The sequence below is a fragment of the Paenibacillus sp. FW101-FHT12H11 genome, assembly GCF_058790355.1.
Window position 1 is genome coordinate 33,694 of the sequence record NZ_JBYTCO010000022.1, and the last position, 12,141, is coordinate 45,834.

Genomic DNA, 12,141 nt, shown 5'->3' on the forward strand with positions numbered 1-12,141 from the left:
CACTCTAAGGAGGAATCGTTTAAAATGGCAAAGGCTAAATTTGAACGTAATAAACCGCATGTTAACATCGGTACTATCGGTCACGTTGACCATGGTAAAACAACTTTGACAGCTGCTATCACAACTGTATTGTCCAAAAGATACGGTGGAGCTGCAGTAGCTTTCGACCAAATCGATAAAGCACCAGAAGAGCGCGAGCGCGGTATCACAATCTCTACAGCTCACGTTGAGTACGAAACTCCTAACCGTCACTACGCACACGTTGACTGCCCAGGACATGCTGACTATGTTAAAAACATGATCACTGGTGCTGCTCAAATGGACGGAGCTATCTTGGTTGTATCCGCAGCCGACGGCCCTATGCCGCAAACTCGTGAGCACATCCTTCTTTCCCGTCAAGTAGGCGTACCTTACATCGTAGTATTCCTTAACAAATGTGACATGGTTGAAGACGAAGAGTTGCTTGAATTGGTTGAGATGGAAGTTCGCGACCTTCTTAACGAATACGAGTTCCCAGGCGATGATACTCCAATCATCCGCGGTGCTGCTCGTGAAGCTCTTCAAAACCCAGATGGCGCATGGGCTGATAAAATTGTTGAGTTGTTTGAACAAGTTGACACTTACATCCCAACTCCTGAGCGTCAAACTGACAAACCGTTCCTTATGCCTGTTGAGGATGTATTCTCCATCACTGGTCGTGGAACAGTTGCTACTGGCCGTGTTGAGCGTGGAACTGTTAAAGTTCAAGAAGAAGTTGAAATTGTTGGTATCGCTGAAGAAACTCGCAAATGCGTAGTAACAGGCGTAGAGATGTTCCGCAAATTGCTTGACTCCGCTCAAGCTGGTGACAACATCGGTGCCCTTCTTCGTGGTGTTGACCGTAAAGATATCGAGCGTGGACAAGTACTTGCGAAACCAGGTTCTGTTAAACCACACACGAACTTCACAGCTCAAATCTACGTACTAACTAAAGAAGAGGGTGGCCGTCACAAGCCTTTCTTCACTGGTTACCGTCCACAGTTCTACTTCCGTACAACTGACGTAACAGGTATCATCAACCTTCCAGAAGGTACTGAAATGGTTATGCCAGGTGATAACATCACAGTTACAGTTGAACTGATCAACCCAATCGCTATCGAAGAAGGAACTCGTTTCGCAATTCGTGAAGGCGGACGTACTGTTGGTGCGGGCGCGGTTGCTACAATTCAAAAGTAATTCCTTTATATAGAAGAAACACTCATCGTTTAGGCGATGAGTGTTTTTTTATGCGAATGCCTAAAGTTTTGCTTGCATTTCCTTTGTTAATTTTATATAATATAAAACGTTGGTCTGTGACGTTGCGATGATGCGAAAGGTTGCCGACACACCCGGACCCTTTGCCATGGGAAAGGTTGTTGGAGAATTTTCGCGGAGTATGTCCGATACTAAATTGGGCGATAGAAGGAGGGACTTATATGGCAAAGCAAAAAATTCGTATCCGTTTGAAAGCTTATGATCACAGAATCATTGATCAATCAGCTGAGAAAATCGTGGAAACTGCCAAGCGTTCCGGTGCAGGTGTATCCGGTCCGATTCCGCTTCCGACAGAGAAGCAAATCATCACGATTCTTCGTGCGGTGCACAAGTACAAGGATTCGCGTGAGCAATTCGAAATGCGTACGCATAAGCGTCTAATCGATATTGTGAATCCAACACCACAAACAGTTGATGCTCTAATGCGTTTGGACTTACCGTCTGGCGTAGACATCGAGATCAAACTGTAAAACAACTATAGAATGAACGTTTAGGAAGGAAAAGAGGTGTCAACGATGAAAGGTATCTTAGGAAAAAAACTAGGGATGACTCAGTTGTTTACTCCGGAGGGTAATGTAGTTCCGGTAACTGTCATTCAAGCGGGACCATGTGTGGTTCTACAAAAGAAAGATGTGGATAACGACGGATATGAGTCAATCCAAATCGGTTTTGATGATGTGAAAGCTAGCCGTATCATTAAACCAGAGCTTGGCCATGCGAAAAAAGCAGGGGCAACGCCTAAGCGCTACGTTAAAGAAATTCGCGGCATTCAATTGGGTGACTATGAAGTTGGCCAAGAATTGAAAGCAGATCTGTTCACAGAGGGCGAATTCGTTGATGTAACGGGTACTTCCAAAGGTAAAGGTTTCCAAGGTAATATCAAAAGACATAACCAGTCAACAGGCCCTATGGCTCACGGCTCCCGTTACCACCGCGGACCAGGTTCGATGGGTTCCATTCAAGCGAACCGCGTTCCAAAAGGTAAAAAGTTGCCAGGACACATGGGTAACGAGACTGTTACTTTACAAAATCTTCAAATTATCAAAGTAGATGCTGAGCGTAATGTATTGCTAGTTAAAGGTTCCATTCCGGGTCCTAAAAACAGCTACGTTAGCGTGAAGTCTGCTGTTAAAAAGTAAGAAAGGAGGAAGACAGATGCCAAAAGTAGCTTTATATAATGTAACAGGTGCTCAGGTAGGAGAAGTTGAACTGTCTGACGTCGTTTTCGGAATTGAGCCTCACGTTCACGCGATTCACGAAGCTGTTCTTTTGCAACAAGCAGCTGTGCGCCAAGGAACTCACAAAACAAAAGGTCGTTCGGAAGTTCGCGGCGGTGGTCGTAAACCTTGGAAACAAAAAGGAACTGGCCGTGCTCGTCAAGGTAGTATCCGCGCTCCACAGTGGAAAGGCGGCGGTACCGTATTCGGACCAACTCCTCGTAGCTATGGTTTCAAATTGCCAAGAAAAGTTCGTCGCTTAGCGATCAAATCCGCTTTGTCCTCGAAAGTTCTTGATAACAACTTGATCGTATTGGATCAACTTCAATTGAATGCTCCTAAAACGAAAGAATTTGTAGCAATCTTGAACAACCTGAAAGTTGATCGCAAAGTATTGGTTGTAGGCGTAGATAACGACTCCAACGTAGCTTTGTCTGCTCGTAACATCCCAGGTGTGAAATTCGTTGCTGCTAATGGCGTAAATGTTCGTGATGTCATGTTGTATGACAAATTGATCATTACGCAAGAGGCTGTACAGAAAGTTGAGGAGGTGCTTGCACAATGAAAAATCCACGCGACATTATCAAGCGCCCGATCATCACTGAGCGTACAAGCGACCTAATGGCTAATAAAAAGTATGTTTTCGAAGTGGATCTTCGCGCTAACAAAACAGAAATCAAACAAGCCATCGAAGCAATCTTCAAAGTGAAGGTTACAAATGTAAACACACTCAGAATGCCAGCTAAGCCAAAACGTTATGGTCGTCACTCTGGTTACACTTCCATTTGGAAGAAAGCTATCGTGTCCCTAAGCGCAGAAAGCAAAGAATTGGAATTCTTTGAATCGGTATAAACCATTTCTTAAAGTAAGGAGGAAATCAGAGTGCCAATTAAAAAATATAAACCAACCTCACCAGCTCGTCGTGCGATGTCGGTTTCTACTTTTGAAGAAATCACAACATCAACACCGGAGAAATCATTGCTTGCTCCTTTGTTCAAGCATGCTGGTCGTAATAACCAAGGTAAAATTACAGTTCGTCACCATGGCGGCGGACACAAACGTAAATACCGTATTATCGATTTCAAACGTACTAAAGATGGAATACCAGGACGCGTTGCTACAATTGAGTACGATCCTAACCGTTCCGCAAACATCGCATTGATCCACTATGCTGATGGTGAGAAAAGATACATCATCGCTCCTAAAGGTCTTAAAGTGGACGATCGTATTGTATCCGGACCACAATCCGATATCAAAATCGGTAATGCTCTTCCTTTGGAAAACATTCCAGTAGGTACAGTTATCCACAACATCGAGTTGAAACCGGGTAAAGGTGCACAACTAGTGCGCGCTGCTGGTACGGAAGCTCAACTTCTTGGTAAAGAAGAAACTTATGTAACAATTCGCCTATCCTCTGGTGAAGTTCGTAAAGTTCTTAAAGTTTGCCGCGCAACTGTAGGTTCTGTTGGTAACGAAGATCACGAACTCGTGAAAATCGGTAAAGCAGGACGTAATCGTTGGAAAGGCAATCGTCCTCAAGTTCGTGGGGTTGTAATGAACCCGAATGATCACCCACACGGTGGTGGTGAAGGACGCGCACCAATCGGACGTAAATCACCTATGTCTCCATGGGGTAAACCGACGCTTGGTTACAAAACTCGTAAAAAAGGTAAAGCATCCGATAAATACATTGTACGTCGTCGTACGAAGTAATCTAGGATATATGAATTTTCTTGAGGTTCAAGGAAGGGAGGAACACCCATGGGTCGCAGCTTAAAGAAAGGTCCATTTATCGATGGATACTTACTGAAAAAAGTAGAAGACTTGAACACATCCAGCAAAAAGTTGGTTATCAAAACGTGGTCCCGTCGTTCTACGATTTACCCGCAATTCGTTGGTCACACTTTCGGAGTGTACGATGGAAGAAAACACGTGCCTGTATATGTAACAGAAGATATGGTTGGACATAAGCTTGGTGAATTTGCTCCAACACGTACTTACAAAGGTCACGATGACGATAAGAAAACCGGTAAACGTTAATTTCAATTTTTAACCGAGAGGAGGTACTACCATGCAAGCTAAAGCAATATTGAACCACGCTCGGATTGCTCCTCGTAAAGCAAAGCTAGTTGTTGACTTGATTCGGGGAAAAGCGGTAGGTGAAGCGATCGCGATTCTGCGTCATACGCCTAAAGCAGCTTCTCCAATCCTGGAGAAACTTCTAAACTCCGCAATTGCCAATGCAGAGCATAACTACTCATTAGATCCTAATAAGCTAGTGGTTTCTGAGACGTTTGTTAACCAAGGACCGACAATGAAAAGGTTCCAACAACGTGCAATGGGCCGCGCTAGCGCGATCAAAAAACGTACCAGCCACATTACAATCGTGGTATCTGAGAAATAAGGAGGGATAACGTGTGGGTCAGAAAGTCAACCCGGTAGGCCTAAGAATTGGTATTATTCGTGATTGGGAGTCCAAATGGTTTGCAGAGAAAGATTTCGGAACTCTGTTGCTTGAAGACGTCAAAATCCGCGAATACTTAAAAAATAAACTTAAAGATTCTGCAGTTTCCCATATCGACATCGAACGCGCGGCTAACCGTGTGAACGTAACGATTCATACTGCAAAACCAGGAATGGTTATTGGTAAAGGCGGAGCTGAAGTTGAAGTTATTCGCAACTACATCGCTGGCTTGTCCAATAAAAAAGTTCACATCAACATTTCTGAAATCAAAAGCCCTGACCTTGATGCTATCCTAGTAGCTGAGGCAGTTGCACTTCAATTGGAGCGTCGTGTTTCTTTCCGTCGTGCAATGAAACAAGCTATGCAAAGAACAATGAGATCCGGAGCAAAAGGTATCAAAGTAGCAACTAGCGGACGTCTTGGCGGCGCTGAGATCGCTCGTACGGAAGGATATAGCGAAGGAACTGTTCCACTTCATACGCTTCGTGCTGATATCGACTACGGTACTGCAGAAGCGCACACTACTTACGGACGTATTGGTGTAAAAGTATGGATCTATCGTGGAGAAGTGCTTCCGACAGCTAAGAAAAAGGCTCAGCCGGAAGGAGGAAATTAAATCATGTTAGTACCTAAACGTGTAAAACACCGTAAAGAACACCGCGGTAGCATGAAAGGTCGCGCTAAAGGCGGAACGGAAGTAGCTTTTGGCGAATATGGTCTGCAAGCAGTTGAACCGGCTTGGGTAACCAACCGTCAAATCGAAGCAGCTCGTATTGCCATGACACGTTATATCAAACGTGGCGGTAAAGTTTGGATTAAAATTTTCCCAGCTAAACCAGTTACACAAAAACCGCTTGAAGTTCGTATGGGTAGCGGTAAAGGTAACGTGGAGAAATGGGTTTCCGTAGTAAAACCGGGCAAAATTTTGTTTGAACTTGCTGGTGTTAGTGAAGAGGTCGCTCGCGAAGCGATGCGTCTTGCTGCTCACAAGCTTCCAATCAAAACGAAGTTCGTGAAAAGAGAAGAAGTAGGCGGTGAAGCAAATGAAGGGTAGTGAATTCCGGAACTTAACCACTGCTGAAATCGAGCAAAAAGTTAATGGTTTTAAAGAAGAACTCTTTAACCTCCGTTTTCAACTAGCTACTGGTCAATTGGACAATCCGACTCAAATTCGTGATTTGCGTAAAGAGATCGCTCGTGCCAAGACTATTTTGCGTGAAAGAGAATTGGGTATTGGGTAACCAAATCTAGAAGGGAGGCTTCCTTAGATGGCTGAACGTAACGATCGTAAAGTTCTGATCGGTAAAGTTGTCAGCGATAAAATGGATAAAACCATTGTTGTTGCTGTTGAAACTTACAAAAAACATGATCTCTACCACAAGAGAATCAAATATACGAAGAAATTCAAAGCTCATGATGAAAACAATCAAGCTAAAATCGGTGACACTGTGAAAATCTCCGAAACTAGACCATTGTCCAAAGATAAATCTTGGAGACTTGTTGAAGTTCTTGAAGTAGCAGTTGTTATCTAATAATCTAGATATGAACCCCGAAAGGAGGGAATACGATGATTCAACCATTTACTCGTTTGGCTGTCGCTGACAACTCCGGTGCTAAGCAATTGATGTGTATCCGTGTTTTGGGTGGTACTGGTCGTCGCGTTGGTCACATTGGTGATTTGATCGTATGTTCAGTAAAAGAAGCAACACCTGGTGGCGTTGTCAAAAAAGGTGACGTTGTTAAAGCAGTTATCGTTCGTACGAAGAGCGGTGCTCGCCGTAAAGACGGATCATATATCTCATTTGATGAGAATGCGGCTGTTATCGTGAAAGAAGATAAAAGTCCACGTGGTACACGTATCTTTGGACCAGTTGCACGCGAACTTCGTGACAGAGACTTCATGAAGATCGTATCCTTGGCTCCAGAAGTTATCTAAGAACAGTTAGTCTGTTTTCCTTACGGGAAACCTCAGGAGGTGTAGAAGCTAATGCCAAGAACTAAAAAGAGATTAGAATCTCATAACAATAAACTGCACGTGAAAAAAGACGATACGGTTTTTGTAATCACTGGTAAAGACAAAGGTAAGAAGGGCCGTGTAATCGCTGCTTATCCTCGTCAAAACCGTGTACTGGTTGAAGGTGTAAACATGGTTAAGAAACATGCGAAACCATCCCAACAAAACCCACAAGGCGGTATCTTGAATCAAGAAGCTGCGATCCACGTTTCTAACGTGATGCTGATTGATCCTAAGAGCGGCAAACCTACTCGCGTAGGATACAAAGTATTGGATAACGGAACGAAAGTTCGTATCGCGAAAAAATCCGGCGAAGTTATCGACTAATACAAATAAGCATGGAAAGGAGGCAATTGAGTCATGGCAGTAAGAATGAAAGATCGTTATTTGAACGAAATTACTCCAGCGTTAATTCAAAAGTTTAACTACTCAACAGTTATGCAAGTTCCTAAAATCGAGAAGATCGTTATCAACATGGGTGTTGGTGAGGCTGTATCGAATTCCAAAGTGCTTGATACTGCAGTAGAAGATCTTCAAAAAATCGCTGGTCAAAAACCAGTTGTAACTAAATCCAAAAAAGCAATCGCGGGTTTCAAACTTCGTGAGAACATGCCAATCGGTGTGAAGGTTACACTTCGCGGCGAGCGCATGTATCATTTCTTGGATAAACTTTTCAACGTATCACTTCCACGTGTACGTGACTTCCGCGGTATTTCCAACAAGGCTTTTGATGGCCGTGGGAACTACACGCTAGGTTTGAAAGAACAACTCATTTTCCCTGAAATTGAGTATGATAAGGTTGATAAAGTTCGTGGTATGGATATCGTTATCGTAACAACGGCTAAGTCCGACGAGGAAGCTCGCGAGCTTTTAACACAACTCGGAGCGCCTTTCGTTAAATAGGTTCCAGGTCGTACCTATCAGGAGGTGTTATATTAAGTGGCAAAAACTTCGATGAAAGTCAAACAACAACGTACCCCGAAGTTTAAAGTGCAAGCATACACACGTTGTGAGCGCTGCGGACGTCCGCATTCAGTGCTTCGCAAGTTCAAAATTTGTCGGATTTGTTTCCGCGAATTAGCACACAAAGGTCAGATTCCAGGCGTGAAAAAAGCAAGCTGGTAATCACCCTATTTTCGGGAAGGAGGTTTACACAAATGGTCATGTCAGATCCAATTGCAGATATGCTAACTCGCATTCGTAATGCGAATATCGTACGTCATGAAACAGTTGAAATCCCTGCATCAAAAGTGAAAAGGGAAATCGCTGAAATCCTTAAAAAAGAAGGATTTATCCGTGATGCTGAGTACGTTGAAGATAGCAAACAAGGTATCATTCGTTTGTTCCTGAAATACGGTTCAAACAATGAGCGTGTTATCTCCGGTTTGAAGAGAATCTCCAAACCAGGACTACGCGTTTACACAAAATCACAAGAAATCCCTCGTGTATTGGGCGGATTAGGGATTGCCATCATCTCCACATCTAAAGGAGTTATGACGGATAAAGATGCTCGTCAATCCAAAGCTGGCGGAGAGGTTATCTGCTACGTTTGGTAATACAATTGTAATTGAATGGAGGTGCAAACATGTCTCGTATTGGTCGCAAACCAATCACCATTCCAAGTGGTGTAAATGTAACACTAGAGAATACTCAAATCACGGTTAAAGGCCCTAAAGGTTCTTTGTCCCGTGAACTTCATAAAGATATGAAAGTAAGTGTTCTAGAAAACGAGATTTCCGTTGAGCGCCCTTCCGACAATAAACTCCACCGTGCTTTGCATGGTACAACACGTAGTGTTGTTGCCAACATGGTAAGTGGTGTAACGGAAGGTTTCGCGAAATCTTTGGATCTAGTAGGTGTAGGTTACCGTGCTAACAAAAGCGGTGACAAACTGGTTCTTAACGTAGGGTACTCTCACCCAGTTGAAATCACTCCAGAGGGCGGTATTGAGTTTGAAGTTCCTTCGAACACTAAAATTATCGTTCGCGGAATTGATAAAGAACTCGTTGGTGCTATGGCAGCTAAAGTTCGTGCCGTACGTGAGCCTGAGCCGTATAAAGGTAAAGGTATCAAGTATGAAGGCGAGCGTATTCTTCGTAAAGAAGGTAAGGCTGGTAAGAAGAAATAAGATCGTTAGATCGCGGGTAATAGCTAAGAGCTTTCGTGAGAAAGCTTGCTATCTAAGCATAAGCCTCGCATCATAAGTGATGAAAGGAGTGTAAGTATAGATGATTACTAAAGGCGATAAAAACAAAGCACGTTTGAAAAGACACCTTCGCGTTCGTAAGAAAATTGAAGGTACTACTGCTCGCCCACGTTTGAACATTTTCCGTTCTTCCAAACACATGTATGCTCAACTGATTGATGACACTACTGGTGTTACAATTGCTGCTGCATCTACACAAGATAAAGATCTGAAAAGCGATATCGGTAACGGTGGTAACGTAGAAGCTGCTCGTAAAGTTGGCGCATTGATCGCAGCACGTGCGAAAGAAAAAGGTGTAAACCAAGTGGTATTTGACCGCGGTGGATACCTTTATCATGGACGTGTGCAAGCATTGGCTGATGCAGCTCGTGAAGCTGGACTAGAATTCTAGGAAATAGATATATAAGGAGGTAAAAGACTTGCGTGTAGATCCTAATACTTTAGAGCTAACAGAAAAAGTTGTTAATATTAATCGCGTAGCTAAAGTAGTAAAAGGCGGACGTCGTTTCAGCTTCAGCGCACTTGTTGTCGTTGGCGATGGCAATGGCTGGGTTGGCGCAGGAATCGGTAAAGCTTCCGAAGTTCCTGATGCAATCCGCAAAGGAATTGAAGATGCGAAAAAGAACTTGATTCATGTTCCAATCGTAGGCACTTCTATTCCTCACCTTGTAACTGGTAAGTTTGGAGCAGGACGCGTTCTGCTTAAACCAGCTTCCCAAGGTACAGGAGTTATCGCAGGCGGACCAGTTCGTGCAGTACTTGAACTTGCTGGTATCGGCGATATTTTGACAAAATCCCTGGGTTCATCGAACTCTATGAACATGGTTAACGCAACGCTTGAAGGCTTAAGCCGTTTGAAAAAAGCGGAAGAAGTTGCAAAGCTTCGTGGTAAAACTGTTCAAGAGTTACTAGGTTAGGAGGGGTAAACATGGCGAAACAACTACAAATTACCCTAAAACGCAGCCTGATTGGCCGCCCTGAAACGCAACGTGTTACTGTGAAAACTCTTGGTCTGCGCAAGCTGCACCAAACTGTTCTTCACCAAGATAACGCAGCAATCAGAGGTATGGTTAATCAAGTGAGCCATTTGGTAGAAGTTAAAGAAATCGAAGCATAATTGCACGATATTAAGATCTAGAGGAGGTGTACAACGATGAAGTTACATGAACTAAGTTCTGCTACAGGCGCTCGTCAAACTCGCAAACGTGTTGGACGTGGAACAAGTAGTGGTATGGGTAAAACATCAACTCGCGGACACAAAGGTCAAAACGCTCGTTCCGGTGGTGGCGTTCGTCCTGGATTCGAGGGTGGACAAAATCCATTATACCGTCGTTTACCTAAACGTGGTTTCACGAACCGTTTCCGTACGGAGTACGCAATCGTGAACCTTGAAGATTTGAACAATTTCGCAGCTGGTACCGAAGTTACTCCAGAAGTTTTAATGGAGTCTGGTATTGTTAAAGCTCCTAAAGACGGCATCAAGATTTTAGGAAACGGTGAAATCACAGTAAAATTAACCGTTAAAGCGAATAAGTTCTCTCAATCAGCGATTGAGAAAATCCAAGCTGCCGGCGGTCAAACCGAGGTGATTTAATGTTCAGTACCATAGCCAACATCTTCAAGGTAGAGGATTTGCGTAGAAGGATTGTTTTTACACTCATCTTGTTAATCGTCTACCGTTTAGGTGCTTTCATTCCGGTACCTAACATAAATACAGATGTTCTTAAACTTCAAGACCAAGCGAATCAGAGCGATGTCTTTGGTTTGCTTAACACGTTTTCCGGCGGTGCGCTCTTCCAGTTCTCCATCTTTGCGATGGGAATTATGCCTTACATCACAGCTTCTATCATCGTTCAGCTTTTGTCCATGGATGTAGTCCCGCGCTTTGCGCAATGGGCGAAAGAAGGCGATGTTGGAAGAAAGAAGATGACGCAAGTTACTCGCTACGGTACAATCATCCTAGGTATTGTGCAAGCATTCGGTCTTTCAATCGGGTTCAACCGCTTATATAGCGGGCTCGTTATTGATCCAGGTTTCGCAACATTTGCTTTGATTGCTATCGTACTGACTGCTGGTACAGCTTTCTTGATGTGGCTCGGGGAGCAAATCACTGAATTTGGGATTGGCAACGGTATTTCCATTATCATCTTTGCAGGTATCGTCGCGGCGATTCCTACAAGCATACAGCAAATCTACAAGTCACTGTTTGCGACCGAAGGAGCTTTGTTCCTGAATATCGTAAAACTGATCATTATTGCTATCGTTGTTGTGCTGATTATTGCTGGTGTCATCTTTGTACAACAAGGGGTTCGTAAGATTCCTGTACAATATGCTAAGCGAGTAGTTGGTCGTAAAATGTATGGTGGTCAAACTACGCACATTCCACTTAAAGTGAATGCTGCTGGTGTAATCCCAGTTATCTTTGCACTTTCGTTATTAATGTTCCCTCCAACCATTGCAAGTTACTGGAGAGGTAATGTCGTTGCAGAATGGATTATTAACAACTTGAGTATTAACCAGACTGCTCCGTTAGCGATTGTTCTGTATGTACTGTTGATTATCGGTTTCACATACTTCTACACTTTCGTACAAATTAATCCAGTTCAAATGGCTGATCAGATGAAGAAAAATGGCGGCTACATACCGGGGATCAGACCTGGTAAAACAACTTCTGTTTATCTGACTCGTGTAATGACTAGAATTACTCTTTCTGGAGCTCTGTTTCTCTCAGCAATCTCGATTCTCCCTATGCTTTTTGGAGGTCTTGCAGGTTTGCCAAGTTCGGTTCGGATTGGTGGTACTTCTTTACTTATCGTAGTAGGCGTTGGTCTTGAAACGATGAAACAAATCGAGAGCCAATTGATTAAACGGCATTACAAAGGTTTTATCAATAAATAGCAAATAGGTTCTGATGGGGCAAATTATGCGACATCGGCACCTATTGTGC

The 12,141-nt window shown here is 43.5% G+C and carries 23 protein-coding genes; all 23 read left to right on the forward strand.

Annotation, left to right across the window (positions count from 1 at the left end; translation table 11 throughout):
• The first annotated feature begins 24 nt into the window (after positions 1–24).
• The 23 genes from tuf to secY all read left to right on the forward strand — a co-directional run bounded on the left by tuf (position 25) and on the right by secY (position 12,092).
• Positions 25–1,215 (forward strand): elongation factor Tu, encoded by a 1,191-nt coding sequence (tuf, locus tag AC3WTJ_RS37215; protein ID WP_145669490.1) that lies wholly within the window; start codon positions 25–27, stop codon positions 1,213–1,215.
• A gap of 239 nt (positions 1,216–1,454) precedes the next feature.
• Complete coding sequence (gene rpsJ, locus AC3WTJ_RS37220) at positions 1,455–1,763, forward strand: 30S ribosomal protein S10 (protein ID WP_028557496.1); 309 nt, start codon at positions 1,455–1,457, stop codon at positions 1,761–1,763.
• Between the two features lie 45 nt (positions 1,764–1,808).
• The gene (gene rplC, locus AC3WTJ_RS37225; protein ID WP_029196463.1) at positions 1,809–2,432 is read left to right on the forward strand and encodes a 50S ribosomal protein L3; all 624 of its coding nucleotides are present in this window, start codon (positions 1,809–1,811) and stop codon (positions 2,430–2,432) included.
• A gap of 16 nt (positions 2,433–2,448) precedes the next feature.
• Positions 2,449–3,075, forward strand: coding sequence for a 50S ribosomal protein L4 (gene rplD, locus AC3WTJ_RS37230; RefSeq protein ID WP_127457541.1), 627 nt, complete (start codon positions 2,449–2,451; stop codon positions 3,073–3,075).
• Positions 3,072–3,362, forward strand: a complete 291-nt coding sequence (gene rplW / locus AC3WTJ_RS37235) for a 50S ribosomal protein L23 (protein ID WP_127457540.1) — start codon at positions 3,072–3,074, stop codon at positions 3,360–3,362. Before rplD ends, rplW begins: the two co-directional genes overlap by 4 nt.
• Before the next feature lie 30 nt (positions 3,363–3,392).
• Complete coding sequence (gene rplB, locus AC3WTJ_RS37240; protein WP_492526775.1) at positions 3,393–4,223, forward strand: 50S ribosomal protein L2; 831 nt, start codon at positions 3,393–3,395, stop codon at positions 4,221–4,223.
• Positions 4,224–4,271: 48 nt separating this feature from the next.
• On the forward strand, positions 4,272–4,550 hold the full coding sequence (gene rpsS / locus AC3WTJ_RS37245; RefSeq protein ID WP_029196461.1) for a 30S ribosomal protein S19: 279 nt from the start codon (positions 4,272–4,274) through the stop codon (positions 4,548–4,550).
• Between the two features lie 31 nt (positions 4,551–4,581).
• The gene (gene rplV, locus AC3WTJ_RS37250) at positions 4,582–4,914 is read left to right on the forward strand and encodes a 50S ribosomal protein L22 (RefSeq protein WP_028557490.1); all 333 of its coding nucleotides are present in this window, start codon (positions 4,582–4,584) and stop codon (positions 4,912–4,914) included.
• A 13-nt stretch (positions 4,915–4,927) separates the two neighbouring features.
• A complete protein-coding gene (rpsC, locus tag AC3WTJ_RS37255; RefSeq protein ID WP_167067701.1) occupies positions 4,928–5,590 on the forward strand; it encodes a 30S ribosomal protein S3 in 663 nt (220 codons plus the stop codon).
• Positions 5,591–5,593: 3 nt separating this feature from the next.
• Positions 5,594–6,028: a 50S ribosomal protein L16 gene (gene rplP, locus AC3WTJ_RS37260; protein WP_157326751.1), complete on the forward strand. Its 435-nt coding sequence runs from the start codon at positions 5,594–5,596 to the stop codon at positions 6,026–6,028.
• Positions 6,018–6,215, forward strand: a complete 198-nt coding sequence (gene rpmC, locus AC3WTJ_RS37265) for a 50S ribosomal protein L29 (RefSeq protein ID WP_028557487.1) — start codon at positions 6,018–6,020, stop codon at positions 6,213–6,215. Before rplP ends, rpmC begins: the two co-directional genes overlap by 11 nt.
• Before the next feature lie 27 nt (positions 6,216–6,242).
• Entirely contained in the window at positions 6,243–6,506 is a 264-nt protein-coding gene (gene rpsQ / locus AC3WTJ_RS37270) for a 30S ribosomal protein S17 (RefSeq protein ID WP_157326750.1), read from the forward strand.
• 35 nt (positions 6,507–6,541) lie between these two features.
• Positions 6,542–6,910, forward strand: a complete 369-nt coding sequence (gene rplN / locus AC3WTJ_RS37275) for a 50S ribosomal protein L14 (protein WP_028557485.1) — start codon at positions 6,542–6,544, stop codon at positions 6,908–6,910.
• Between the two features lie 51 nt (positions 6,911–6,961).
• The gene (gene rplX, locus AC3WTJ_RS37280) at positions 6,962–7,315 is read left to right on the forward strand and encodes a 50S ribosomal protein L24 (RefSeq protein ID WP_209856245.1); all 354 of its coding nucleotides are present in this window, start codon (positions 6,962–6,964) and stop codon (positions 7,313–7,315) included.
• 33 nt (positions 7,316–7,348) lie between these two features.
• Positions 7,349–7,891, forward strand: a complete 543-nt coding sequence (gene rplE / locus AC3WTJ_RS37285) for a 50S ribosomal protein L5 (RefSeq protein ID WP_157326749.1) — start codon at positions 7,349–7,351, stop codon at positions 7,889–7,891.
• Between the two features lie 36 nt (positions 7,892–7,927).
• Positions 7,928–8,113, forward strand: a complete 186-nt coding sequence (locus AC3WTJ_RS37290) for a type Z 30S ribosomal protein S14 (protein ID WP_029196455.1) — start codon at positions 7,928–7,930, stop codon at positions 8,111–8,113.
• Positions 8,114–8,145: 32 nt separating this feature from the next.
• On the forward strand, positions 8,146–8,544 hold the full coding sequence (gene rpsH / locus AC3WTJ_RS37295; RefSeq protein WP_029196454.1) for a 30S ribosomal protein S8: 399 nt from the start codon (positions 8,146–8,148) through the stop codon (positions 8,542–8,544).
• 29 nt (positions 8,545–8,573) lie between these two features.
• Entirely contained in the window at positions 8,574–9,116 is a 543-nt protein-coding gene (gene rplF / locus AC3WTJ_RS37300; RefSeq protein ID WP_315955990.1) for a 50S ribosomal protein L6, read from the forward strand.
• Between the two features lie 100 nt (positions 9,117–9,216).
• Positions 9,217–9,585, forward strand: coding sequence for a 50S ribosomal protein L18 (gene rplR, locus AC3WTJ_RS37305; RefSeq protein ID WP_157326747.1), 369 nt, complete (start codon positions 9,217–9,219; stop codon positions 9,583–9,585).
• A 28-nt stretch (positions 9,586–9,613) separates the two neighbouring features.
• Positions 9,614–10,111, forward strand: coding sequence for a 30S ribosomal protein S5 (gene rpsE / locus AC3WTJ_RS37310; RefSeq protein WP_029196451.1), 498 nt, complete (start codon positions 9,614–9,616; stop codon positions 10,109–10,111).
• Between the two features lie 11 nt (positions 10,112–10,122).
• Positions 10,123–10,311, forward strand: a complete 189-nt coding sequence (gene rpmD, locus AC3WTJ_RS37315; protein ID WP_079417994.1) for a 50S ribosomal protein L30 — start codon at positions 10,123–10,125, stop codon at positions 10,309–10,311.
• A 36-nt stretch (positions 10,312–10,347) separates the two neighbouring features.
• Positions 10,348–10,788 (forward strand): 50S ribosomal protein L15, encoded by a 441-nt coding sequence (gene rplO / locus AC3WTJ_RS37320; protein WP_127457532.1) that lies wholly within the window; start codon positions 10,348–10,350, stop codon positions 10,786–10,788.
• The gene (gene secY, locus AC3WTJ_RS37325; protein ID WP_157326746.1) at positions 10,788–12,092 is read left to right on the forward strand and encodes a preprotein translocase subunit SecY; all 1,305 of its coding nucleotides are present in this window, start codon (positions 10,788–10,790) and stop codon (positions 12,090–12,092) included. Before rplO ends, secY begins: the two co-directional genes overlap by 1 nt.
• The last annotated feature ends 49 nt before the right edge of the window (positions 12,093–12,141 follow it).

What these genes read in the sequence shown, in the direction of transcription:
- tuf (WP_145669490.1), top strand. Translation starts at nt 25, where the DNA reads ATGGCAAAGGCTAAATTTGAACGTAATAAACCGCATGTTAACATCGGT.
- rpsJ (WP_028557496.1), top strand. Translation starts at nt 1,455, where the DNA reads ATGGCAAAGCAAAAAATTCGTATCCGTTTGAAAGCTTATGATCACAGA.
- rplC (WP_029196463.1), top strand. Translation starts at nt 1,809, where the DNA reads ATGAAAGGTATCTTAGGAAAAAAACTAGGGATGACTCAGTTGTTTACT.
- rplD (WP_127457541.1), top strand. Translation starts at nt 2,449, where the DNA reads ATGCCAAAAGTAGCTTTATATAATGTAACAGGTGCTCAGGTAGGAGAA.
- rplW (WP_127457540.1), top strand. Translation starts at nt 3,072, where the DNA reads ATGAAAAATCCACGCGACATTATCAAGCGCCCGATCATCACTGAGCGT.
- rpsS (WP_029196461.1), top strand. Translation starts at nt 4,272, where the DNA reads ATGGGTCGCAGCTTAAAGAAAGGTCCATTTATCGATGGATACTTACTG.
- rplV (WP_028557490.1), top strand. Translation starts at nt 4,582, where the DNA reads ATGCAAGCTAAAGCAATATTGAACCACGCTCGGATTGCTCCTCGTAAA.
- rplP (WP_157326751.1), top strand. Translation starts at nt 5,594, where the DNA reads ATGTTAGTACCTAAACGTGTAAAACACCGTAAAGAACACCGCGGTAGC.
- rpmC (WP_028557487.1), top strand. Translation starts at nt 6,018, where the DNA reads ATGAAGGGTAGTGAATTCCGGAACTTAACCACTGCTGAAATCGAGCAA.
- rpsQ (WP_157326750.1), top strand. Translation starts at nt 6,243, where the DNA reads ATGGCTGAACGTAACGATCGTAAAGTTCTGATCGGTAAAGTTGTCAGC.
- rplN (WP_028557485.1), top strand. Translation starts at nt 6,542, where the DNA reads ATGATTCAACCATTTACTCGTTTGGCTGTCGCTGACAACTCCGGTGCT.
- rplX (WP_209856245.1), top strand. Translation starts at nt 6,962, where the DNA reads ATGCCAAGAACTAAAAAGAGATTAGAATCTCATAACAATAAACTGCAC.
- rplE (WP_157326749.1), top strand. Translation starts at nt 7,349, where the DNA reads ATGGCAGTAAGAATGAAAGATCGTTATTTGAACGAAATTACTCCAGCG.
- rpsH (WP_029196454.1), top strand. Translation starts at nt 8,146, where the DNA reads ATGGTCATGTCAGATCCAATTGCAGATATGCTAACTCGCATTCGTAAT.
- rplF (WP_315955990.1), top strand. Translation starts at nt 8,574, where the DNA reads ATGTCTCGTATTGGTCGCAAACCAATCACCATTCCAAGTGGTGTAAAT.
- rplR (WP_157326747.1), top strand. Translation starts at nt 9,217, where the DNA reads ATGATTACTAAAGGCGATAAAAACAAAGCACGTTTGAAAAGACACCTT.
- rpmD (WP_079417994.1), top strand. Translation starts at nt 10,123, where the DNA reads ATGGCGAAACAACTACAAATTACCCTAAAACGCAGCCTGATTGGCCGC.
- rplO (WP_127457532.1), top strand. Translation starts at nt 10,348, where the DNA reads ATGAAGTTACATGAACTAAGTTCTGCTACAGGCGCTCGTCAAACTCGC.
- secY (WP_157326746.1), top strand. Translation starts at nt 10,788, where the DNA reads ATGTTCAGTACCATAGCCAACATCTTCAAGGTAGAGGATTTGCGTAGA.